The sequence below is a fragment of the Nonomuraea sp. NPDC046570 genome (assembly GCF_040645915.1).
GTDB lineage: Bacteria > Actinomycetota > Actinomycetes > Streptosporangiales > Streptosporangiaceae > Nonomuraea.
This window is the reverse complement of record NZ_JBEYZF010000020.1, coordinates 20,033-40,729: the sequence shown is the minus strand read 5'-3', so window position 1 is coordinate 40,729 and position 20,697 is coordinate 20,033. Positions and strand designations below refer to the sequence as shown.

At 70.7% G+C, this 20,697-nt stretch carries 22 protein-coding genes; 14 read left to right on the top strand and 8 right to left on the bottom strand.

Annotated elements, in window-relative coordinates; genetic code table 11:
* Nucleotides 1-55 precede the first annotated feature (55 nt).
* Both ABZ911_RS27640 and ABZ911_RS27635 read left to right on the top strand, forming a co-directional pair.
* Nucleotides 56-430, top strand: a complete 375-nt coding sequence (locus tag ABZ911_RS27640) for an anti-sigma factor (RefSeq protein WP_358062187.1) — start codon at nt 56-58, stop codon at nt 428-430.
* Between the two features lie 17 nt (nt 431-447).
* Nucleotides 448-1,227, top strand: a complete 780-nt coding sequence (locus ABZ911_RS27635) for an RNA polymerase sigma factor SigF (RefSeq protein ID WP_358061871.1) — start codon at nt 448-450, stop codon at nt 1,225-1,227.
* Here ABZ911_RS27635 and ABZ911_RS27630 read toward each other — a convergent pair.
* Entirely contained in the window at nt 1,224-1,598 is a 375-nt protein-coding gene (locus ABZ911_RS27630; RefSeq protein ID WP_358061868.1) for a hypothetical protein, read from the bottom strand. The genes ABZ911_RS27635 and ABZ911_RS27630 overlap by 4 nt on opposite strands.
* 94 nt (nt 1,599-1,692) lie before the next feature.
* Between ABZ911_RS27630 and ABZ911_RS27625 the strand changes: the two genes are divergently transcribed.
* The 3 genes from ABZ911_RS27625 (at nt 1,693) to ABZ911_RS27615 (ending at nt 4,685) form a co-directional block, all read left to right on the top strand.
* The gene (locus ABZ911_RS27625) at nt 1,693-3,135 is read left to right on the top strand and encodes an AAA family ATPase (RefSeq protein ID WP_358061865.1); all 1,443 of its coding nucleotides are present in this window, start codon (nt 1,693-1,695) and stop codon (nt 3,133-3,135) included.
* A gap of 60 nt (nt 3,136-3,195) precedes the next feature.
* Complete coding sequence (locus tag ABZ911_RS27620; protein WP_358061862.1) at nt 3,196-4,158, top strand: diacylglycerol kinase family protein; 963 nt, start codon at nt 3,196-3,198, stop codon at nt 4,156-4,158.
* Between the two features lie 272 nt (nt 4,159-4,430).
* Complete coding sequence (locus tag ABZ911_RS27615) at nt 4,431-4,685, top strand: WhiB family transcriptional regulator (RefSeq protein ID WP_358061859.1); 255 nt, start codon at nt 4,431-4,433, stop codon at nt 4,683-4,685.
* Between the two features lie 173 nt (nt 4,686-4,858).
* Here ABZ911_RS27615 and ABZ911_RS27610 read toward each other — a convergent pair whose 3' ends face one another.
* Entirely contained in the window at nt 4,859-6,328 is a 1,470-nt protein-coding gene (locus ABZ911_RS27610) for a histidine kinase N-terminal domain-containing protein (RefSeq protein WP_358061856.1), read from the bottom strand.
* A gap of 62 nt (nt 6,329-6,390) precedes the next feature.
* Here ABZ911_RS27610 and ABZ911_RS27605 point away from each other — a divergent pair, with 62 nt between their 5' ends.
* From ABZ911_RS27605 to bioB, 4 genes are read left to right on the top strand one after another with little or no spacing between them, the layout of a single operon-like run.
* Nucleotides 6,391-7,539, top strand: coding sequence for an 8-amino-7-oxononanoate synthase (locus ABZ911_RS27605; RefSeq protein WP_358061853.1), 1,149 nt, complete (start codon nt 6,391-6,393; stop codon nt 7,537-7,539).
* A 20-nt stretch (nt 7,540-7,559) separates the two neighbouring features.
* Nucleotides 7,560-8,279, top strand: coding sequence for a GntR family transcriptional regulator (locus ABZ911_RS27600; protein ID WP_358061850.1), 720 nt, complete (start codon nt 7,560-7,562; stop codon nt 8,277-8,279).
* A 30-nt stretch (nt 8,280-8,309) separates the two neighbouring features.
* Entirely contained in the window at nt 8,310-9,032 is a 723-nt protein-coding gene (gene bioD, locus ABZ911_RS27595) for a dethiobiotin synthase (RefSeq protein ID WP_358061847.1), read from the top strand.
* A 20-nt stretch (nt 9,033-9,052) separates the two neighbouring features.
* Nucleotides 9,053-10,051, top strand: coding sequence for a biotin synthase BioB (gene bioB / locus ABZ911_RS27590; RefSeq protein ID WP_358061844.1), 999 nt, complete (start codon nt 9,053-9,055; stop codon nt 10,049-10,051).
* On the opposite strand, the gene ABZ911_RS27585 is transcribed toward bioB, so the two are convergent.
* On the bottom strand, nt 10,048-10,650 hold the full coding sequence (locus ABZ911_RS27585) for a hypothetical protein (protein WP_358061841.1): 603 nt from the start codon (nt 10,648-10,650) through the stop codon (nt 10,048-10,050). The genes bioB and ABZ911_RS27585 overlap by 4 nt on opposite strands.
* A gap of 145 nt (nt 10,651-10,795) precedes the next feature.
* Between ABZ911_RS27585 and ABZ911_RS27580 the strand changes: the two genes are divergently transcribed.
* The 4 genes from ABZ911_RS27580 to ABZ911_RS27565 are packed head-to-tail and all read left to right on the top strand — an operon-like array spanning nt 10,796 to nt 15,112.
* On the top strand, nt 10,796-11,989 hold the full coding sequence (locus tag ABZ911_RS27580; protein ID WP_358061838.1) for a sensor histidine kinase: 1,194 nt from the start codon (nt 10,796-10,798) through the stop codon (nt 11,987-11,989).
* Nucleotides 11,980-12,621 (top strand): response regulator transcription factor, encoded by a 642-nt coding sequence (locus ABZ911_RS27575; protein ID WP_358061835.1) that lies wholly within the window; start codon nt 11,980-11,982, stop codon nt 12,619-12,621. Before ABZ911_RS27580 ends, ABZ911_RS27575 begins: the two co-directional genes overlap by 10 nt.
* Before the next feature lie 16 nt (nt 12,622-12,637).
* Nucleotides 12,638-13,420, top strand: a complete 783-nt coding sequence (locus ABZ911_RS27570) for a DUF4097 family beta strand repeat-containing protein (RefSeq protein ID WP_358061832.1) — start codon at nt 12,638-12,640, stop codon at nt 13,418-13,420.
* A 45-nt stretch (nt 13,421-13,465) separates the two neighbouring features.
* Nucleotides 13,466-15,112 (top strand): acetolactate synthase, encoded by a 1,647-nt coding sequence (locus ABZ911_RS27565; RefSeq protein WP_358061829.1) that lies wholly within the window; start codon nt 13,466-13,468, stop codon nt 15,110-15,112.
* A gap of 3 nt (nt 15,113-15,115) precedes the next feature.
* Here the strand turns inward: ABZ911_RS27565 and ABZ911_RS27560 are convergent, their stop codons facing one another.
* Nucleotides 15,116-16,702: a protein kinase gene (locus ABZ911_RS27560; RefSeq protein ID WP_358061826.1), complete on the bottom strand. Its 1,587-nt coding sequence runs from the start codon at nt 16,700-16,702 to the stop codon at nt 15,116-15,118.
* 386 nt (nt 16,703-17,088) lie between these two features.
* Between ABZ911_RS27560 and ABZ911_RS27555 the strand changes: the two genes are divergently transcribed.
* Nucleotides 17,089-17,472, top strand: a complete 384-nt coding sequence (locus tag ABZ911_RS27555) for a hotdog domain-containing protein (RefSeq protein ID WP_358061823.1) — start codon at nt 17,089-17,091, stop codon at nt 17,470-17,472.
* On the opposite strand, the gene ABZ911_RS27550 is transcribed toward ABZ911_RS27555, so the two are convergent.
* The 4 genes from ABZ911_RS27550 to ABZ911_RS27535 are packed head-to-tail and all read right to left on the bottom strand — an operon-like array spanning nt 17,462 to nt 20,535.
* Nucleotides 17,462-17,674 (bottom strand): biotin/lipoyl-binding carrier protein, encoded by a 213-nt coding sequence (locus ABZ911_RS27550; protein WP_358061820.1) that lies wholly within the window; start codon nt 17,672-17,674, stop codon nt 17,462-17,464. The two genes, ABZ911_RS27555 and ABZ911_RS27550, sit on opposite strands and share 11 nt — an antisense overlap.
* A 40-nt stretch (nt 17,675-17,714) precedes the next feature.
* The gene (locus ABZ911_RS27545; protein WP_358061817.1) at nt 17,715-17,903 is read right to left on the bottom strand and encodes a hypothetical protein; all 189 of its coding nucleotides are present in this window, start codon (nt 17,901-17,903) and stop codon (nt 17,715-17,717) included.
* An 11-nt stretch (nt 17,904-17,914) separates the two neighbouring features.
* Nucleotides 17,915-19,183, bottom strand: coding sequence for an HD domain-containing phosphohydrolase (locus ABZ911_RS27540; protein ID WP_358061814.1), 1,269 nt, complete (start codon nt 19,181-19,183; stop codon nt 17,915-17,917).
* Nucleotides 19,180-20,535, bottom strand: coding sequence for an HD-GYP domain-containing protein (locus tag ABZ911_RS27535; RefSeq protein WP_358061811.1), 1,356 nt, complete (start codon nt 20,533-20,535; stop codon nt 19,180-19,182). Before ABZ911_RS27535 ends, ABZ911_RS27540 begins: the two co-directional genes overlap by 4 nt.
* Nucleotides 20,536-20,697 lie beyond the last annotated feature (162 nt).

Genomic DNA, 20,697 nt, shown 5'->3' with positions numbered 1-20,697 from the left:
GAACGTGACCGAGGCAAGCGAGACGCGTGCGGAGGGAGTGACCGGGATCCGCGACATGGTGAGCGTGAGGTTGCCCGCCGCGAGCGCATACCTGTCCGTGCTCCGTACGGCTACGGCCGGGCTGGCCGCGCGGCTTGACTTCACTCTCGACGAGATCGAAGATCTGCGGATCGCGGTCGACGAGGCGTGCGCCATGCTGCTCAGCGAGGCGGTGCCCGGCACCGACCTGACGGCCGAGTTCGAGCTGACCGGGCAGGAGATGCAGGTCAGAGTGGAGGTGGCGACCGTGGGCAGCACGGCGCCGAAGCGCGACGACTTCGCCTGGATGGTGCTCACCGCACTGGCCGACGACGTCGACGCCGTCACCGACTCTCCCGATCGCATGGCGATCGTCCTGCGTAAGCGCCGAGGCGTGGCGAGGCCGGCGTGACGGAAAGGACTGGAGCCATGGCCGACCGCGACACGGCAGTCCCCGACCGCGTGCGCGCCCGCGTGCTCTTCGCCGAGCTGGCCGAGCTGGCTCCGGGGGAGCCGCGCCGCCAGCGCATCCGGGACGAGCTCGTCGAGCTGCACCTTCCTCTGGTCGAATACCTGGCCCGCCGGTTCCGTAACAGGGGCGAGTGGCTCGACGACCTGACCCAGGTCGCCACCATCGGCCTGATCAAGTCGATCGACCGGTTCGACCTCGCCCGCGGGGTCGAGTTCTCCACCTATGCCACGCCGACGATCGTCGGTGAGATCAAGCGGCACTTCCGCGACAAGGGCTGGGCCGTGCGCGTGCCGCGCAGGCTGCAGGAGCTCAAGCTTTCGCTGACCAAGGCGATCAGCGAGCTCTCGCAGCGTGAGGGCAGGGCGCCGACGGTGGCCGAGCTGGCCGCCTACCTCAAGATGACCGAGGAGGAGGTGCTCGAGGGTCTGGAGTCGGCCAACGCCTACTCCACCGTCTCCCTCGACGCGCCCGACTCCGGCGACGACGACGCTCCGGCGGTCTCCGACTCGCTGGGCATCGTGGACGAGTCGCTGGAGGGCGTGGAGTACCGCGAGTCGCTCAAGCCGCTGCTGGAGCGCCTGCCGCCGCGGGAGAAGCGCATCCTGCTGCTGCGCTTCTTCGGCAACATGACCCAGTCGCAGATCGCCACCGAGCTCGGCATCTCCCAGATGCACGTCTCGCGGCTGCTGGCCCGCACGCTCGCGCAACTGCGTGAGGGCCTGACCGCCGAGGACTAGTCTCCGTACATCGCCTTCGTGGTCGGTGGCGCCAGCAGCGCCACCAGCCCGATCACGGCCGCGACGATCAGCGGTACGCCGATGGCCGGCTGGCCGGACTGCGTGACGGTGATGCCCACGGGGATGATGAAGATCTGGGCCAGTACGCCGGGCGCCCGGCCCCAGCGTTCGGCCTTCAGCAGCCCGCCCCAGGCGACCCAGAGCAACCCCGCACCGATGAGCAGGCCGAACCCGGCCTCGGCCGCGGCGGCGGTCACCTCCTTCGCCTCCCCGGCCAGCGTGTTCACCGCGACGTACAGGCCGAGCCCGAACGCGATGAGCCCTTCGAGCGCCACGACTACGGCGGCGATAATCAAGGTCAGCGGACGCACGCGCAAACCCTATCCCCGCAGGGGCTGTGCTCTCTCATACGGTTACCGCCTGCATCGCATCTATGTAGATACAATCTACATAGAGGTGAGCTACATGACCGGATTCATCGGCAGGACGGCCGAGCTGGGGCTGCTCCGGCGGCGGTTGGCGCGAGTTCAGGAAACCGGCGAAGGATCCGCCCTGGCCATCAAAGGCCGCAGGCAGATCGGCAAGTCCAGGCTCCTGCAGGAGTTCTGTGACGCCGCCGCCGTGCCGTACTTCTTCTACACCGCGATCAAGGGAGCCTCGCCCGTCGACTCCGTGGGCCGGTTCTGTCGGGAGCTCAAGGAGTCCGCGTTGCCGGTGGACGCCGAGCTGGTGAGCGTTCTGGAGAGCGGCAACTGGCATGACGCGTTCAGGCAGCTGGCAGCGGTGCTTCCGGCCGGACCGTCCGTCGTCGTACTGGACGAGCTGCCCTGGCTCGCCGAGCAGAGCGAGGTCTTCGACGGGTCGCTGCAGGTGGCGTGGGACCGGTTGATGAGCTCTCGGCCCGTGCTGCTGATTCTGCTCGGCAGCGACCTGCACATGATGGAGCGCTTCACCGCCTATGACCGGCCGTTTTACGGGCGGGCTGACCCCATGACCCTGGGGCCGTTGAACCCGGCGGAGACGGGGGCCGCCACAGGGCTCGACGGAGCCGACGCGCTCGACGCGCAGTTGGTCTCCGGGGGACTGCCCGGGATCCTGCGCGCCTGGCCGTACGGCATGCCCGCGCTGGAGTTCGTCCGAGGGGAATCCGCCGAACCCGCCTCGCCGCTCTTCTCCGTTCCGGAGACGGCTCTCATGGCCGAGTTTCCCGCGCCGGACCTGTCGAGGCGGGTGCTGGAGGCGATCGGCAGCGGTGACCGTACCCAGGCGAACATCGCCGCGGCGGCCGGAGGCCAGGGCGGGGCTCTGCCGTCGGGGTCACTGTCGCCGCTGCTCCAGCGCCTCACCCAGGAAAAGCGTGTCGTAGCCGTCGAGGAGCCGCTGTCGACCACGCCGGGCAAACCCGCGCTCTACCATGTCGCCGACAGCAATCTGCGGTTCTACCTCGCGGCCCTGCGCCCGGCGCAGGAGCTGAGCCGGCGGGGGCGGCCGGAGGTGGGCTTCCGGTTGGTCGAGCGGCGCTGGTCGGCCTGGCGTGGGCGGGCCGTCGAGCCGCTGATCAGGGAGTCCCTGGCGCTCGCGCTCGCCGCCGGAGCGCTGCCCTGGCCGGACGCGGAGGTAGTCGGCGGCTGGTGGAACCGCGCCTTCGCCCCTGAGGTGGACCTGGTGGGCGCGGACCGGGCGCCGGTCGCGCGGCGTATCCTCTTCACCGGTTCGGTGAAGTGGCATGACGGCCCCTTCGACGGGCACGCGCTCAGAGCGCTGTTCGAGGCCGCCGTCCATGTGCCCGGCGTGATCGCAGGAGAGACCGGCACCGTGGTCGTCTCACGGTCGGGCATGGTGCCGGGCCTGGCGCCGGTCGATGTGCTCTGGGGGCCGGAGGATGTCGTCGGCGCATGGAGACCCTAGGCGGGGCATACCGCCCACAGTGACACAAGGAGGGCGGGGTTCACCGGCTAGTCTGGCGATATGCGCGCCATGCTCCTGGTCAATCCGAAGGCGACCACGACGAACCATCGCACGCGGGACGTCCTGATCCGTGCGCTCGGGGCGGCCGTGGATCTTTCGGTCGAGGAGACCGGGTATCGGGGCCATGCCGCCACTCTGGCGAGTACGGCGCACGCCAAGGGCTACGACATCGTGGCCGTGCTCGGCGGTGACGGCACGATCAACGAGACGGTGAACGGGCTGCTCAACGCGGCCAACGGCGCGCTGCCGGGGGACGAGAACCCGAGCACCAAGCGACCCGCCGTCATCGTCATCCCCGGAGGCAGCGCCAATGTGTTCGCGCGGGCGCTCGGCCTGCCGAACGACCCGGTGGAGGCGACGGGCGCGGTGCTGGAGGCGCTGCGGGAGAACCGCCGCAGGACCGTGGGTTTGGGTCAGGCCCTTTGGGAGGGCGAGAGCCGCTATTTCACCTTCTGCTCAGGCATGGGGTACGACGCCGAGGTGATCCGCGCGGTCGAGGGGCTGCGCGGCACGGGCCGCAAGGCGACCCCGGCACGCTACGTGAACACGGCCCTGCGGCACTACTTGATGACCGACAAGCGGCACCCGGCGATCACGATCACGGGGCCGGGCCTGCCGACGGCCGAGAAAGTGTACATGGCGATCATCTCCAACACCTCTCCCTGGACCTATGTCGGCTCCAAGCCGGTCACGCCCACCCCCTGGGCGAGCTTCGAGACCGGGCTTGACCTGCTCGGTCTGCAGCGGATGGGCTTGCCGTCCATGTTGCCGCTGATTTCCCAGATCCTTACAGAGCGTGATTCTTTGCCATCGGGGCGGCACCTGGTACAGCTGCACGACGAGGCGGAGTTCACGCTGAACGCCGAGCGGCCCGTGGCTTTTCAGCTCGACGGCGACTACCTGGGGGAACGGGAGTCGGTAACGTTCCGGTCTACCCCGAATGCATTACAAGTTCTGGTATAGGGCGTTACATTCGGTCATTGTGTGACGCATCCGACATCCATATCGACCAAAACTTCAGGCCAAACCTCTTGCGTGTACTCAGCGTCGCTGCCAGTCTCAACATTGACGTCGGAACGTAGGACCTTTAGAACCCCATAAGGGACACGCCCGGCGATCAGCGGGCATCTCCCCGAGTCCCACAGGATTCGGGTAAATGTTCGCGCTAGCTAGTGAAAGTCTTCACAAAGTAGACCGCACGGAGCCCAACGGCTCCACTACGAAGGAGTGGACGCATGGACTGGCGCCACCGAGCCGCCTGCCGTGACGTGGACCCCGAGCTGTTCTTCCCGATCGGCAACACCGGCCCCGCACTGATGCAGATCGAAGAGGCCAAGCAGGTCTGCCGTCAGTGTCCGGCCACCGAAGCCTGCCTGAAGTGGGCCCTTGAGTCCGGCCAGGACGCCGGCGTCTGGGGCGGCCTGAGCGAGGACGAGCGCCGCGCGCTCAAGCGTCGTACGGCACGCGCCAGGGCCCGAGCCAACGTCTGAATACCCGCCTGGTGTGCGACTCCTTTCCCTCCAGGCACGCGACCCCGCGGGGCCGCGCCGATCACGCGACTACGCCGGACATGTCACTACATGTCCGGCGTAATTGTGTCTAGAGACCCGATGACGATGCCACAAGATCGACCCCGTGACGATACCGGGTATCGGCCGATTGGTCACACCGAGGGCAGCGGGATGGACAGCGTGACCACCGTGCCCCCGCCCTCACGCGGCTCGACCGCCAACCGGCCCGACAACTCCCCCTCCACCAGCGTGCGCACGATCTGCAGCCCGAGACTGGTCGAACTGTCGAGGTCGAACCCCGAGGGAAGACCCCGCCCGTCGTCCCACACGGTGACGTTCAGCCGCTCGGGACCGGGCTCGATCACCACCTGAAGCCGCTTCGGCCGCCCGTGCTGCAGCGCGTTCTGCAGCAGCTCGGTCAGCGCCATGGCGAGCGGCGTGGCGATCGCCGACGGCAGCACGCCGAACACCCCCACCCGGCGCGGCATGACCGCCGCCTCCGGCGCCGAGACCTCCCCGGCCATCGCGATCACCCGGTCGGCGATGTCGTCGAAGTCGACGAACTCCTCCGGCGCCATGGAGAGCGTCTCGTGCACGATCGCGATCGAACCGACCCGCCGTACCGCCTCCTCCAGGGCCTCGCGCCCCTCCGGGACCTGCAGTCTGCGCGCCTGCAGGCGCAGCAGGGCGGCCACGGTCTGCAGGTTGTTCTTGACCCGGTGGTGGATCTCGCGGATCGTCGCGTCCTTGGTCATCAGCTCGCGCTCGCGCCGGCGCAGCTCGGTGACATCGCGGATGAGCACCAGGGCGCCGATCCGGCCGCCGCCGACGATCAGCGGGATCGCGCGGAGCTGGACGATCGTGCCGCCCGACTCGACCTCGGTCTCCTTGGCCGCCCGCCCGCTGGCCACGATCATCAGGTCTTCGTTGATCGGCTCGTCGGAGTAGCAGAGCGTGGCGGTGACCCGGCCCAGCTCGGCCCCGACCAGGTCGGCGTTGAGCCCGAGCCGCCGGTAGGCGGACAGCGCGTTCGGCGAGGCGTAGGTGACCCGGCCCGCCCGGTCCAGGCGCAGCAGGCCGTCGCCGACGCGCGGCGAGCGGACCAGGATCGGCTCCTCGCCGGAGAACGGGAAGCGCCCCTCGGCCACCATCTGGGCCAGGTCGGAGGCGCTCTGCAGGTAGGTGAGCTCCAGGCGGGAGGGGGTGCGGGCCGAGGACAGGTTGGTGGAGCGCTGGATCACGCCGAGGAAGCGGCCCTCGCCGTCCGGGAGCGCGCGCCGTACCGGAATGGTCTCCTCGCGTACGGGCACGCCCGTGGACCAGTCGGGGTCGCCCTCGCGGCAGATGCGGCGTTCGTCCCAGGCGGTGTCGATCAGCGGGCGCTCGCCCTTGGCCGCGGTGGTCCCGACGACGTCGTCGTGGTAGACGGTCGGGCCGGTGGTCGGGCGCATCTGCGCGACGGCCACCCAGCCGTCGCCGCCGAGCAGCGGCGTCCACAGGATGAGATCGGCGAAGGACAGGTCGGCGAGCAGCTGCCAGTCGGAGACCAGCGCGTGCAGCCAGTCGATGTCCCCCCCGTCGAGCGCGGTGTGGCGGACGACGAGGTCGCTGAGAGTCGGCACGAGTGCATCATGCGTGCTTTTCCCCACAACAACCAACTCGCCGTGCCTGGTTAGATGCGCTCATGGATCCCCTGGACAGACTCCGTACGGCCGGCGCCGCCCGGCGGGCGGCCGGGCTGCGGCGCTCGCTGCGCCCGCGCGACCCCGGCGGCGACGGGCTGCTCGACCTGGCCTCCAACGACTACCTCGGGCTGACCCGCGACCCCAGGCTGATCGAGGCCGCGGTGGCGGCGGCGCGGACCTGGGGCACGGGTTCCACGGGCTCCCGGTTGGTCACCGGCTCGACCCGGCTGCACGCCGAGCTGGAGGAGGCCCTGGCGGCCTTCTGCGGCGCTCCGGCGGCTCTGGTGTTCTCCTCCGGCTATCTGGCCAATCTGGCGGCCGTGGCGGGGCTCGGCAGGGGCGCGCTGGTCGTCTCGGAGGAGGGCAACCACGCCTCGATCGTCGACGCCTGCCGCCTGTCCAGGTCCCGGGTGGTCGTCACGCCGCACAAGGACGTGATGGCCGTGGAGAAGGCGCTGGCCGAGCGGTCCGAGGAGCACGCGCTCGTGGTCACCGACGCGGTGTTCTCCGCGGACGGCGACCTGGCCCCGGTCGCGGAGCTGGCCGAGGTCACCGAGCGGTACGGCGCGCTGCTCGTGGTGGACGAGGCGCACTCCCTGGGCGTCGTCGGTGAAGAAGGACGCGGCGCGGTGTACGCTGCCCGCGTTTTTGGGGCATCTCACATTGTGAGAACCGTCACACTGTCCAAATCCCTTGGATCCCAGGGCGGGGCCGTGCTGGGAGCGCCGGAGGTGATCGACACTTTGATCGACACTGGCAGGTCCTTCATCTTCGACACGGGCCTGGCACCGGCCTCGGTGGCCGCCGCACTCGCGGCTGTGGATATCCTTCACAATCAGCCCGAGCTGCCCGGATACGCGCGCGCCAGGGCGAGGGACCTGGCTTCGATGGCCGGGGAACTCGGTCTGGAGACGAACGTACCCGCGGGCGCGGTCGTGCCCGTGGTGCTCGGACCTCCCGAGGTCGCACTGCGAGCCGCCGCGACCTGTGCGGAGCACGGAGTGCGTGTCGGATGCTTCCGGCCGCCCTCGGTGCCCGACGGCCGCTCTTGTTTGCGGTTGACCGCTCGGGCCAATCTGAGTTCCGATGATCTCGCGGTGATCAGACACGCCCTCACCGCCGTGGCAGGAGTGAAGGTGACCCGGTGAGTGAGCGAACTGGAGGCCCTGTGAGCGACGAGTCTCCACGCGTGCCGAAGTACTACGACGTGAAACGCAGTCTGCTGGAGCTGACCAAGAGTCTGCCGCCCGGCAGTTCGCTGCCGCCCGAGCGGACGCTCGCCGTACGGTTCGAGACCTCGCGCACCACGGTCCGCCAGGCGCTGACCGAGCTGGTCGTCGAGGGGCGGCTGCTGCGCATCCAGGGCAAGGGCACGTTCGTCGCCCAGCCGAAGGTGGCGCAGGTGCTGCAGCTCACGTCGTACATCGGCGACCTGCGCACCGCCGGTCTGGAGCCGGACACGAAGATACTCGACACCAGCTACATCACCGCCGACGAGGCGCTGGCCCGGCGGCTGGCGATCAACCCGGGCGGGCGGGTGCTGCGCATCCACCGGCTGCGGCTGGCCAACGGCGAGCCGGTGTCCATCGACACCACGCACCTGTCGGCGCGGCGCTTCCCGCGGCTGCGGCGCGAGCTGGAGGTGCACTCGTCGCTGTACGAGACGCTGCACAACGCCTACAACGTGCGCCTGACCGACGCCGAGGAGATCATCGAGACGGTCCTGGCCACGCCGTACGACGCCCAGGCGCTGGGCGTGGACGTCGGCCTCCCGATGCTCCTGCTCACCCGCCACGCCTTCGACGCCGACGGCAACCCGGTCGAATGGGCCCAGTCCCTGTACCGAGGCGACCGCTACAAGTTCGTCACCAGACTCCGCAGACCCTAGCTCCGGCCGACCCTGCCTTAGGGTGACCGGATGAGCGTGCTTGTGGTGACCGGAACCGACACCGGTGTGGGAAAGACCGTGGTCACGGCGGCGGTCGCCGCCCTGGCTCGGGCGCGGGGCGCGTCCGTGGCAGTGGTCAAACCCGCCCAGACCGGCGTCCTCCCCGGCGAGCCGGGCGACCTCGACGAGGTCATCAGGCTGTCGGGCGTCACCACCACGTTCGAGTTCGCCCGCTTCCCCGCCCCCCTCTCCCCCGCCGCCGCGGCCCGCGCGGCGGGCCTGCCACCGGTGTCCCTGCTCGACGCGGCCTCCCGCGTCAGGGAACTGGCCGAGTCCCACCGCCTGGTCGTCGTCGAGGGCGCCGGCGGCCTGCTGGTCCGCTTCGACGAGGACGGCACCACGATCGCCGACCTGGCCCGCCTGCTGACCGCTCAGGTGCTGGTGGTGACCAGAGCGGGGCTCGGCACCCTCAACCACACCGCGCTCACCCTGGAGGCGCTGGCCAACCGCGGCGTCGACCCGGCCGGAGTGGTGATCGGCTCGTGGCCGCGAGAGCCGGGAGCCGCCGAGCGGAGCAACGTCCCCGACCTGGAGATGCTCGCCGCCCGCCCGCTGTCCGGCGCCCTCCCCGAGGGGGCGGGACTGCTGGAGCCCGACACCTTCACCGAGGTCGCCCGCAACGGCCTGGCCGCCACCCTGGGCGGCGCATTCGCCCCGGCGAGGTTCAGAGAGACCTTTAAGCTGACGCCCTGACGAAACCGACAGGGAGAGCTATGAGCACGGACATCCTCGAGATCGCCCGCGTCCAGGTGCTTGAGGAGGGCAGGGGGCTCAGCGCGGAGCAGGCCCTGCGCTGCCTCACACTGTCCGACGACCGGCTGGCCGAGCTGCTGGCGCTGGCCCACGAGGTGCGCATGCGGTGGTGCGGCCCCGAGGTCGAGGTGGAGGGCATCATTTCCCTCAAGACCGGCGGCTGCCCCGAGGACTGTCACTTCTGCTCGCAGTCGGGCCAGTTCTCCTCGCCGGTGCGCTCGGTGTGGCTGGACATCGCCCAGCTCGTCGAGGCCGCCAGGCAGACGGCCGAGACGGGGGCCACCGAGTTCTGCATCGTCGCCGCCGTGCGCGGCCCCGACCGGCGCCTGATGGACCAGGTGCGCGAGGGCGTCAAGGCGATCAGGGAGGCCGTCGACATCAACGTGGCCTGCTCGCTGGGCATGCTCACCCAGGCCCAGGTGGACGAGCTGGCCGAGATGGGCGTGCACCGCTACAACCACAACCTGGAGACGGCCCGCTCGCACTTCGGCGAGGTGGTGACCACGCACTCGTGGCAGGAGCGCTGGGACACCTGCCTGATGGTGCGGGCGGCGGGCATGGAGCTGTGCTGCGGCGGCATCGTCGGCATGGGCGAGACGCTGGAGCAGCGGGCGGAGTTCGCCGGGCAGCTCGGCGAGCTGGAGCCGGACGAGGTGCCGCTCAACTTCCTCAACCCGCGCCCCGGCACCCCCTTCGAGCACTACCCGCTGGTCGAGGGCGCCGAGGCGCTCAAGACGATCGCCACCTACCGGCTGGCGCTGCCGCGCACGATCCTGCGGTACGCCGGAGGCCGGGAGCTCACGCTCGGCGACCTCGGGACGCGGGACGGCATGCTGGGCGGCATCAACGCGATCATCGTGGGCAACTACCTGACCACGCTGGGCCGTACGCCCGCGCAGGATCTGGAGTTGCTGGCCGATCTCCGGATGCCGATCAAGGCGCTCTCCCAGACGCTCTAGCAGCGCGCCTCGGGCAGCCGGCAGATCTTGGCGGTCATCGTCGCGGCCTTGGCGGTCAGCGCGCGGAACTCCTTCGCGGGCAGTTTCGTGCTGGGCCAGGCGCTCTCGGTGTAGAGGATCAGGGCGGCGCCTCTGCGTACGGCGACCGCGCGTATGCCGTTCTCGAACTCGCGGGCGCCCACCTTGACCGCCTCGTCGCCGAGATTGAGGGGCTTGCTGTAGTAGCGGCTCCGGCTGAACCCCTTGCCGCGCTTGGCGCACCGCTTCAGGTCCGCCCGCAGCGTCTTCATGACGGTTCGGGCGGCCCGCTCGTCGCGGTAGAGGACGACCTGCTCGCTCTTGAAGCGGTACTCGCTGGTGAACAGGATGGTCCTGGAGGCGTGGCGGCCCTTGTCCTTGGCGGGCTTGCCTGTGTGGTACGCGGTGTCGCAGGGGTCGAGCATCAGCGCCTTCTTGCGGCTGTCGCTGACCGTCCAGTGCTCCCACTTCGGATGCGGCCCCTCGGCCTGCTTCTCCATGAGCAGAAATCCGTCGGGCAGACTCCCGCCCGTCAGTCCCAGCGCCGCCGCGGTCAGCACGGCCGCTACCGTCGTCACCATCCTGCCTCCTGTCGTCGATCTATGAGATTCTCACCCGCGCCTACTTGTTCGGGCTATCTGCCGAAAAGGTGGTGCTTTCCCCACCTTTTTCCGGGCTGCCCAGGCCCCTGTCCGGCACCCCGCGCAGGTCTCTACCGTGGTCTCCATGACCGCATCACGTGTGGCCCGGCCGCTGCGTGCCCCGTGGACGGCGCGAGCCTGGCTCGACACCGCCCATGTGGTGACGGGAGCGGCGGTCGCCCTCGTCACCGCGCCGCTGACGATCGTCTTCCTCGTGCAGCCCCGGCTCTGGCTCCGGCTGGTGGGAGCCGTCACGCGGTTGCAGCGCTCGCGCTTCGGCGCGTTCCTCGGCGTGCACATCCCCGAGGTGCCGAGGGCCGGCAGCTTCCGGCAGGCCTTACACACCAGAAGCACCTGGCGGCAGGTCAGCTACCACCTGCTCAGCGCGCCGCTCGGCGTGGCGGGGGCCGTCGTGGTGGCGGTGACCTGGACGGGCGGGCTGGTGCTGGCGCTGTCGTTCACGCACGCGCAGCGGGTGCCGCCGCCGATGGTCTTCCCGCTCGACTACCGTGACCCGGTCGTCGCGGCGCAGGCCACGGCGAGCGGGCTGGTGCTGCTGCTGGCGGCGCCGTGGGTGGCCCGCGGGATGGCCACGCTCGACGTGATGATGGCCATGACGCTGCTCGGGGCCAGCCGGGAGGAGCTGACGCACCGGATCGAGTCGCTGCGCGAGAGCAGGGCCGGAGCGGTCGACGCGGCGGACGCCGAGCGCCGCAGGATCGAGCGCGACCTGCACGACGGGGCGCAGCAGCGGCTGGTGTCGCTGGCGATGAACCTCGGGCTGGCCCGCGCGACGCTCACCGACCTGCCGGAACCTGCCCGGGAGGCGCTGGCCCAGGCGCACGAGGAGGCCAAGCAGGCGTTGAAGGAACTGCGTGACTTCGTCCGGGGCCTGCATCCCGCCGTACTCAACGACCAGGGGCTCGACGCGGCGCTGTCCGGCATCGCCGCCCGCTCGCCGCTGCCTGTGCGGTTGCGCGTGGAGATCTCCGGACAGCTGCCGCCGACGATCGAGACGGTCGCGTTCTTCGTCGTCTCCGAGGCGCTGACCAACATCGCCAAGCACGCCGCCGCCACCCGCGCGGAGGTCCTCGTCCAGCGGGTGGAGGACGTGCTGACCGTGACGGTGCTCGACGACGGGCACGGCGGGGCCGACCTGGACGGCGGCTCGGGGCTGCGCGGGCTGAACCAGCGCGTCGCCTCCGTCGACGGCGTGCTGTGGCTGGACAGCCCCCCGGGGGGACCGACGAGGATCACCGCGGAGCTGCCATGCGAGTAGTCCTGGCCGAAGACTCCGTCCTGCTCAGGGAGGGCCTGATCCGGCTGCTCGCGGCGGGCGGCATGGAGGTCGTCGAGGCGGTGGCCGACGCCGACGAGCTGCTGGGGGCCGTGGCCGAGCACGATCCCGACCTGGTGGTCACCGATGTGCGGATGCCGCCCAGCCATACCGACGAGGGGCTGCGGGCCGCGCTGACGCTGCGCAAGAGGTGTCCGTCGCTGCCCGTGCTGGTGCTCTCCCAGTACGTCGAGGAGCGCTACGCCGCCCAGTTGCTGTCCTCGGCCACCGGCGGGGTCGGCTACCTGCTCAAGGACCGGGTGGCCGACGTGAGCGAGTTCCTCGAGGCGCTGCGGCGGGTGGCCTCGGGCGGCACCGCGCTCGACCCGGAGGTGGTCGCCCAGCTCCTGCTGCGCCGGCACAGCGACCCGATCGACCGGCTGTCCCGGCGCGAGCGCGAGGTGCTGGCGCTGATGGCCGAGGGCCGCTCCAACAACGGCATCGGCGAGGCGCTCGTGCTCAGCGAAGGGGCTGTCGGCAAGCACATCGGCAACATCTTCACCAAGCTAGGCCTCACCCCCGCCGACGGCGATCACCGGCGCGTCCTCGCCGTGCTGCGATTCCTGAAGATCTGAGTTGAAGGAGCCCTCGATGATCGGCGTGCGAAGCGTGTGGCTCGGCCTGGGAACCGTGCTGACCGTGGCCACCCTGTTCGTCGCCCTGGCCGGCGTGTGGGAATTGGCAGCCGACGCGGAGCGGCCCTCGGAGAACACCCAGGGGACGCTCCCGTTCGACGGCGGCGCGTTGACCGTCGAGGTGGTTGGCGGCGACGTGAACCTCTGGCTCATGCCCGGCGACGCCGGACGGGTGATGGTGGATCGGGTGCTGCAATGGTCGGCGGCCAAGCCCGTGGTCAAGGAGGAGTGGGACGGCGGCAAGCTCCGGCTGATCCTGACCTGTCCCGGCGGCGAGCGGTCCGGCGAGCCCCTCTGCCAGGTCGACTACAGGCTGGGCGTACCGCCGGAGACCGCGGTGCAAGCGTCGATCCAGCGAGGCTCGATCGACGCCCGGTGGATCTACGGCGCGCTGCGGCTCACCACGGTGTCCGGCGACATCCGCGTGTCCGACACCCCCGCCACGGTGTGGGCGCGCACGGGCACGGGCAGCGTCAACGCGCACGGCCTGCGCGGCGACAGCGCCGACGTGGAGGTCGGCACCGGGCAGGTGTCCTTGTCGTTCGAGCAGACGCCCCGGCAGGTCAGGGCCGTCGTCAGGGCCGACGGCGACGCGCACGTGAACCTGCCCGACCGCGGCCCATACGCCGTGGACACCAAGGGCCGGAACATCGACGTGAACGTGGACAGGGACGCGAATTCGCCCAGGAAGATCCTCGTGCACACCTTCGACGGCGACGTGACGATCGCGCACTGGTGATTCGGCCCCCTGTTTACTCTTGTGACTCGTTGGTAGGTTCCCGGCATGGAGTCTGCGAAGCACGCCGGTGACGCCGCCGTCGCCGTGTCCAAGGCCTACGGGGTCGAGACGATGTTCACCCTCTCGGGCGGGCACGTCTTCCCGCTCTACGACGGAGCCGTGCACGAGGGGATGCGCATCCTCGACGTACGGCACGAGCAGAGCGCGGTCTTCGCCGCCGAGGCGACGGCCCGGCTGAGCAGGAAACCCGGCCTGGCCGTGCTCACCGCGGGTCCCGGCATCACCAACGGGGTGAGCGGCGTCGCCACCGCGCACTACAACGGCTCCCCCGTCGTGGTCATGGGCGGCAGGGCGCCGCAGTCGCGCTGGGGCAGCGGCGCGCTGCAGGAGATGGACCACCCGCCGCTGCTGGCCCCGATCACCAAGCTGTCGTTCACCGCGACCGGCCCGGACTCCGTCGGCCAGGACGTCGAGCTGGCCTTCCGCACCGCCGTCGCCCCGCACCGCGGCCCGGTGTTCATGGACTTCTACATGGACCACCTGTTCTCCCCCTCGCCCGTGCACGCCGCCGAGACGCAGACGCCCTCCCCGCTGGAGCCCGACCCCGAGTCGGTGGCCGCCATCGCCAAGCTGCTGGCCGAGGCCGAGCGGCCGGTGGTGGTGCTCGGCTCGGACGTGTGGATGGACCGCGCCGAGGAGGCCGCCCGCGACTTCGTCGAGGCGTGGAAGCTGCCGGTCGTCCCGAACGGCCAGGGCCGCGGCATCCTGCCCGCCGGGCACGAACTGCTGGTCACCCGGGCTCGCGGCCAGGCGTTCGGCCAGGCCGACCTGGTGATCGTCGTCGGCGCGCCGCTGGACTTCCGCCTCGGCTACGGCTGGTTCGGCGGCAAGGACGGCGCGCCGCTGGCCAAGGTCGTGCACATCGCCGACGCGCCGTCACAGCTCGCCACGCACATGCGGCCCGTCGCCTCCGCCGCCGGAGACCTCTCGCTGGTGTTCTGGAGCCTGGCCACGGCCTGCGGCGAGGCCGGGGTCAAGACCTCCCGCCACGCCGACTGGGTGTCGCGCCTGTCCCAGACCGCCGCCGCGGCCATCGCGGCCGACGCCGGACTGCTGGCCGCCGACTCCGACCCGATCCACCCCATGCGCGTCTACGGCGAGCTGGGCAAGGTGCTGGCCGACGACGCGGTGGTGATCGGCGACGGCGGTGACTTCGTCTCCTACGCCGGAAAGTACGTCGAGCCTCGTAATCCGGGCAACTGGCTCGATCCGGGCCCCTACGGCTGTCTGGGGACCGGGCTGGGCTACTCCATCGCCGCCCGCCTGGCCAGACCCTCCTCCCAGGTGGTGCTGCTGCTCGGCGACGGCGCCGCGGGCTTCTCCCTGATGGACGTGGACACACTGGTGCGCCACAGACTTCCGGTCGTGATGATCTGCGGCAACAACGGCATCTGGGGGCTGGAGAAGCACCCCATGCAGATGCTGTACGGCTACGACGTGGCCGCCGAGCTCCAGCCGCAGACCCGTTACGACCAGGTGGTGACCGCCCTCGGCGGTGGGGGCGAGCTGGTGACCAGCCCGTCGGAGATCGGGCCCGCGTTGCGGCGGGCGTTCGACTCCGGCGTGCCGTACATGGTCAACATCGTCACCGACCCCCAGGTCGCCTACCCGCGCAACACCACGGGCGTGTGAGGCCTACGGCTTGGGGGTGAGGGTGGTCGACGGGGTGGGGGTGCCCGTCGCGGCCTGGGTCGGGCAGATGTCGCTGACCGTGGTGATGGTCACCACGCGGCCCTTCTCGTAGGACTCACCTGCGGCGGGATCCTGCTCGGAGACCTTCGGGCAGGTGCCGAGGTCGCCGGTCGTATTGTTGATCACCCTGAGCTTGAACCCGGCGCCCTCGATCCTCTTCTTCGCCTCGTTGTAGAACAGGTCGAGGACCGACGGCACGACCTCCTTCTTCAGCTGTGACTTCGACGGCGTGGGCGAAGGCGACGGCGACGAGGTCGGCTTGGTGGCCGTGGGCGACGGCGTCCTGCTGGGCTCGGGGTCCCGCGTGGGCTCGGGGTCGGGGTCCTCTTTGATGGTCGGCCGCGCGGGCTGCGTCTTCGGCGGTCTGGTCCTGGTCGTCCTTGCCGGGTGCGGGATCGTCGGGTCCGCCTTAGCGGACTCGCTGCCCTTGTCGCCGCTCGGCGTCACCGGCGTGGCTTCGGGAACCATGCCGGTGAGCGCCACCGCGCCCGCGCCGACGCCGAGCACCGCCACGACCGCGATCCCCGCGACCAGGCCGCCGCGCCTGCGGGCCTTGGCCGCCCGCCGGGAGCGCCGGGGCGTGGCCACGGTGACGGGGTCGAGTCCCGGCCCGGTGTCGGAGGAGGGCTGCGGCGGCTGCGGGGCCGCCATCGTGGCCCCGGTCACCGGCGCCAGCTCGGCCAGCGGCGGAGCGTGCCCCTCGGGCGACACGGACCGCCTGGCCTCGGCGGCCATCGCCGCCGCGGACGGGAAGCGCCGGGCCGGGTCCTTCGACAGGGCCCGCTCCACCAGCGCCCGCACCGCCGGGGGAATCTCCACCGGCAGCGGCGGCGGCGCCTCCCGGATGTGCTTGAGCGCGATCGTGACCGGGCTGTCCCCGTCGAACGGCCGCTGGCCGACCAGGCACTCGTAGGCCACCACGCCGAGGGCGTAGATGTCCACGGCGGGCGTCACTGGCGCGCCCTCGGCCTGCTCGGGCGCGCAGTAGGCGGCCGTGCCCAGCACCATGCCCGCGTCGGTGAGCCTGCTGGCCACATCCGCGCGGGCGATGCCGAAGTCGGTGATGACGAGCGTGCCGTCGCGCTGCACCAGCAGGTTGCCCGGCTTGACGTCGCGGTGCACGATGCCCTGCTCGTGAACGGCCTGCAGCGCCGAGGCGGCCTGCGCGATCAGCTCCATCGCCGGCTCGGGCGCGATGCGCCCCAGCCGGGCCAGCAGCCGGTCCAGCGGCTCACCGTCGACGAACTTCATCACCAGGTACGCCGTGGCCCCCGCGCCGGCGATCTGGTGCACTCCGTAGTCGTAGACGTCCACCACACCCGCGTGGTTGATCGTCGCCATCGCCCTGGCTTCCCCTTGGAAGCGGGCGACGAATCCCGGGTCGTCAGTGCGGCCGGGAAGCAGCACCTTGACGGCGACGGTCCTGGCGAGAACGACGTCCTCACCCCGCCAGACCTCGCCCATGCCGCCGGCGCCGATGCGGGTGTCCAGGCGATATCGCCCCGCCAGCGTCGTCCCTTGGGCCACCATGTCTCCCCCGTTACCCCCCTGTCGCTCGAACCTCTCCCACCCCAGGGTTCTCCAACAAAGCGGATTTGGATCGCGGCGCGGTAACGCAGAGGTCACGGAATTCTGCGAGTGTACGACTCACGCCCCATGCGTCACCACAAAAACAGCGCAAGCCGTACAAACCTATCTTGATGGCCCGTGTTGGTGCGTGCAGGTCCGATCATTGAGATGAAATCGGGCCGTGCGCCGAGCACCTGGCCGTCCAGCCGGTGGGGGTGACCTGGACGACGAGGCGGCGGCGGCAAGCCGAGCAGTAGCGCGGCGGCTCCATCGTGCGCGCCGCCACGCAGGAGGAATGGTCCGCTTCGTCCGAGGGGCGTCCGCAGTGATCGCAGTAGGCTGACGACATGACGCTCGCTCCCGGTCTCCGCTCCCAGCTGCTCATCATGGTCGAGCGCGAGGATATCGCGACCAAGATTGGCAGCGGGGACGTGCCGGTGCTCGCCACGCCCAGGCTGCTCGCGCTGGCCGAGATGGCGACCGTGCAGGCCGTCAGGGGCCACCTGCGGCCCGGCGAGACCTCCGTCGGCACCCGCGTCGAGCTGGAGCACCTGGCGGCCAGCCCGGTGGGCAGCCACATCGAGATCACCGTCGAGCTGACCGAGGTCGAGGGGCGGCGGCTGGTCTTCGGCTTCCTGGCCCGCGACCGCACCACCCTGGTCGGCAAGGGCACGATCGAGCGGATGGTCGTCGACCGCGAGAAGTTCCTCGGCAGGCTCGCTACTCGATGACGGCGATCAGGTCGCCCTCCTGGATCACGTCGCCCTCCGCCACCTTCAACTGCGACACGACGCCGGCGTCCTCGGCGAGCACCGGGATCTCCATCTTCATCGACTCGAGGATGACGAGCGTGTCGCCGTCCTCGACGGCCTCACCCTCCTTGACGACGACCTTCCAGACGTTGGCCACCATCTCCGCGCGCACTTCAGCCACCTGGCACTCCCCTCTCGATGTTCCCAACCATGACACCTGCCTATGAGCGCATGCGCCCGACCAATCCCGTGTCGTAGTCGCCGCTCACGAACTCCGCATTCTCCAGCAGTTCCGCGCAGAACGGCAGATTGTTCTTGGGACCTTCGACGGTGTACGCGGCGACAGCCTCGCGGGCGCGCCATCCCGATGCCGCCGCCGCCAGTCCACAAAGGTGAGCGGCGGGAGACATGCCCGCCGTACCTAGAGGCGATCCACAGGAGCCAGGCGGTCGGCCACGCGCGCCATCGCCTCGATCACCGCCGGATCGTAGGCCACGCCGACGCCCAGCCGCAGCCGCTCCAGCGCGGCGCCCGCCCGATCCCGGTCGGTGGAGCCGCCCACCAGGTCGTCGTAGGCGTTGGCGGCCTTGATGATACGGCTGGCCAGGGGCGGGTCCTCACCGATCGGGTCGCACTGGCGGCGCACCAGCTCGGCCACCCGGTCGAGCACCCCGGTCTGCTTGATCACCTCGGCGCCGAGCTCGGCGATGCGCCTGGCCTGCTCGGGGTCGGTCAGCACGGTCGCGCCGCCGGGGATGGGGTCGCGCAGGGAGAGCTGGCCGATGTCGTGCATGAGCGCGGCGTACTCCAGCTCCAGCAGCTCCGGTTCGGCCATGCCCAGCTCGCGGCCGATCGCCACCGACAGCCTGCTCACCCGCCGCGAGTGGCCGGGCTCGACGTAGCCGCCGACCTCGGTCACCCGCGACAGCGCCCGCACGGTCTGCAGGTAGGTGGCGCGGATGCCCGCGTACTTGCGGAAGGCCACCTGGGTGACCAGCAGCGGCGCGGCGAACACGATCAGCGCCACCATGTCCATGCTGTGCGAGGCGAGCGCGAGCAGCACGCTGGAGGCGGCCACGGCCGCGCCGAGCGGGAAGGCCATCCGCAGCTCGTCGCGCACCGCGACCTTGAAGGCCGTGCGCACCTGCTCGGCTCTCAGCATCGCCGCGATCAGCACGTCGACCAGCAGCGCGAGCACGATGAGCACGACCATGACGACCAGCGCCGGCCACCAGGTGCCGTGCTCCCCCTGGGTGAGGGAGTAGAGGGTCTCGGCCAGCGGCCTGAAGGCGAAGGCGAGCAGCGCGCCGGTCAGCAGCCGTCTGGCCATCGCGTCCAGTCGCGGCGGGCGGCCCACGGCCAGATGAGGCAGCGCGCCGGCCACCATCCCGACCGCGATGACCGCGACCACCTGCAGCGCGGAGTGGTCGAGCGGCTTGTTGCTCAGGTCGAGCAGCAGGGTGTATCCGAGGGCGGCGGCGGCGCCGATGGGCGCGACCTCGCGGTTGCCCGGCATGGTCAGCCTGGCCAGTTCACCGACCGCGATCAGCGCGCCGAACCCGATCGCGATCTCCGGCCTGACCGGCCCGACGGCCGCGGTGTAGGCGACCCCGGCCACGGCGACCAGCCCGGCGCCCGCGATGAGCAGGAGCTGACCGGAGTCGAGCGTCTGGAAGGCCCCCCGGGTCACGGCCCGCTCACCACCTGGATGGGCACGGTCGGGTCGTCGTGGTCCTTGGCCGTGGTCTCGGTCGCGTCGGCGGGCGGCGCCTCGACCTTGCGCGGCGGCTGCCAGGGCTCGCGCTCCAGCGCCTTGACGAAGGCGGCCACCATCTCCGGGTCGAACTGGGTGCCCGCGCCCTTGCGCAGCTCCGCGACCGCCACCTCGACCGGGCGCGCCCCCCGGTAGGAGCGGTCGGAGGTCATCGAGTCGAAGGCGTCGGCCACCGCGATCACCCGGGCGAACTCGGGGATCTCGTCGCCGGCCAGCCCCATCGGGTAGCCCTTGCCGTCGTGCCGCTCGTGGTGGTGCATGATCCCGGCGAACGCCTCGTCGAGGAAGTCGATGCCGCGCACGATCTCCAGGCCGCGCATCGGGTGCAGCTGGATGGCGGCGAACTCCTCCTCGGTCAGCGGCCCGTCCTTCTGCAGCACCTTGGTCGGCACGCCGAGCTTGCCCACATCGTGCAGCATGCCCGCGTAGCGGATCGCGCGCAGCCTCTCCATGCCCATGCCGATCTCCTGCGCGATCATCGTGGAGGCCAGCGAGACGCGCGTGCAGTGGCCTCTGGTGTAGTAGTCCTTGGTCTCCACCGCCTGGCACAGGGCCGCGATCGTGGCGTCGTAGGATCGCTGCTGGGCGTGGTACTGGCCGAAGGCCCAGCGGGCCACGAACAGCGGCAGCAGCACCAGCACCGCGGAGATCGACTGGACCGTCGCCCACAGGCCCGCCACAAGCAGGCCGAAGGTGGCGTAACCGAAGTAGGAGACGAGGAACTGCACCATGCCCTTGAGCGGGACCTCCTCCGCCCTGACCCGGGTGGCCAGCGTGATCATGGTCAGTGTGAGCACGATGTTGACCGGGATGAACACCGCGGCGGCGGCCGCGTAGGGGCCGATGAGCGCCTCGAAGGCGTTGACGTCGGGCACCCCCGACACGCCGCCGGTGTACTCGTAGGCCCGGCCGGCGGCGTAGCCGCAGAGCGCGAACTGGGCGCCGTTGAACAGCCGCTTCACCAGCGGCAGCCCCGGCCGTACGCTGAACATCGCGGTCAGCCCCACCAGGGCCGCGCCCTCCGGGCCGATCAGCACCACCGCGGCCAGCGCGGCCGAGAAGCTCACCGACACCGCGAACTGCTCCACATTGAGCAGGGTCGGCATCGACTCGCACACCAGGAACAGCAGGGTGAGCACGAGCAGCGTGCCGTAGGCGCCGGAGTCGACCAGCTGCCCCGTGGTGATCAGGCTGCGCGCGAGCAGGGCGGCGGCCGCGCCGATGACGGCGACCAGATAGACCTTTGCCGGCCACGGCAGTCCACGCATTGCGGCCCCTCGGGTGCGAACCGGGCGCTTGCTCAGGTCCAGGACACCCCTGGGGAGACGGCTCCGCCGCCCGCCGCCAGAAGAACCACCGGGCTGATCAGGACCGCGAACGTGATCAACCGAGTGGCCACACCCTCCACCATGCGCATGCCTCCACGTCGA

What these genes read in the sequence shown, in the direction of transcription:
- ABZ911_RS27640 (WP_358062187.1), top strand. Translation starts at nt 56, where the DNA reads ATGGTGAGCGTGAGGTTGCCCGCCGCGAGCGCATACCTGTCCGTGCTC.
- ABZ911_RS27635 (WP_358061871.1), top strand. Translation starts at nt 448, where the DNA reads ATGGCCGACCGCGACACGGCAGTCCCCGACCGCGTGCGCGCCCGCGTG.
- ABZ911_RS27625 (WP_358061865.1), top strand. Translation starts at nt 1,693, where the DNA reads ATGACCGGATTCATCGGCAGGACGGCCGAGCTGGGGCTGCTCCGGCGG.
- ABZ911_RS27620 (WP_358061862.1), top strand. Translation starts at nt 3,196, where the DNA reads ATGCGCGCCATGCTCCTGGTCAATCCGAAGGCGACCACGACGAACCAT.
- ABZ911_RS27615 (WP_358061859.1), top strand. Translation starts at nt 4,431, where the DNA reads ATGGACTGGCGCCACCGAGCCGCCTGCCGTGACGTGGACCCCGAGCTG.
- ABZ911_RS27605 (WP_358061853.1), top strand. Translation starts at nt 6,391, where the DNA reads ATGGATCCCCTGGACAGACTCCGTACGGCCGGCGCCGCCCGGCGGGCG.
- bioD (WP_358061847.1), top strand. Translation starts at nt 8,310, where the DNA reads ATGAGCGTGCTTGTGGTGACCGGAACCGACACCGGTGTGGGAAAGACC.
- bioB (WP_358061844.1), top strand. Translation starts at nt 9,053, where the DNA reads ATGAGCACGGACATCCTCGAGATCGCCCGCGTCCAGGTGCTTGAGGAG.
- ABZ911_RS27585 (WP_358061841.1), bottom strand. Translation starts at nt 10,650, where the DNA reads ATGGTGACGACGGTAGCGGCCGTGCTGACCGCGGCGGCGCTGGGACTG.
- ABZ911_RS27580 (WP_358061838.1), top strand. Translation starts at nt 10,796, where the DNA reads ATGACCGCATCACGTGTGGCCCGGCCGCTGCGTGCCCCGTGGACGGCG.
- ABZ911_RS27575 (WP_358061835.1), top strand. Translation starts at nt 11,980, where the DNA reads ATGCGAGTAGTCCTGGCCGAAGACTCCGTCCTGCTCAGGGAGGGCCTG.
- ABZ911_RS27570 (WP_358061832.1), top strand. Translation starts at nt 12,638, where the DNA reads ATGATCGGCGTGCGAAGCGTGTGGCTCGGCCTGGGAACCGTGCTGACC.
- ABZ911_RS27565 (WP_358061829.1), top strand. Translation starts at nt 13,466, where the DNA reads ATGGAGTCTGCGAAGCACGCCGGTGACGCCGCCGTCGCCGTGTCCAAG.
- ABZ911_RS27560 (WP_358061826.1), bottom strand. Translation starts at nt 16,702, where the DNA reads ATGGTGGCCCAAGGGACGACGCTGGCGGGGCGATATCGCCTGGACACC.
- ABZ911_RS27555 (WP_358061823.1), top strand. Translation starts at nt 17,089, where the DNA reads ATGACGCTCGCTCCCGGTCTCCGCTCCCAGCTGCTCATCATGGTCGAG.
- ABZ911_RS27545 (WP_358061817.1), bottom strand. Translation starts at nt 17,903, where the DNA reads ATGTCTCCCGCCGCTCACCTTTGTGGACTGGCGGCGGCGGCATCGGGA.
- ABZ911_RS27535 (WP_358061811.1), bottom strand. Translation starts at nt 20,535, where the DNA reads ATGCGTGGACTGCCGTGGCCGGCAAAGGTCTATCTGGTCGCCGTCATC.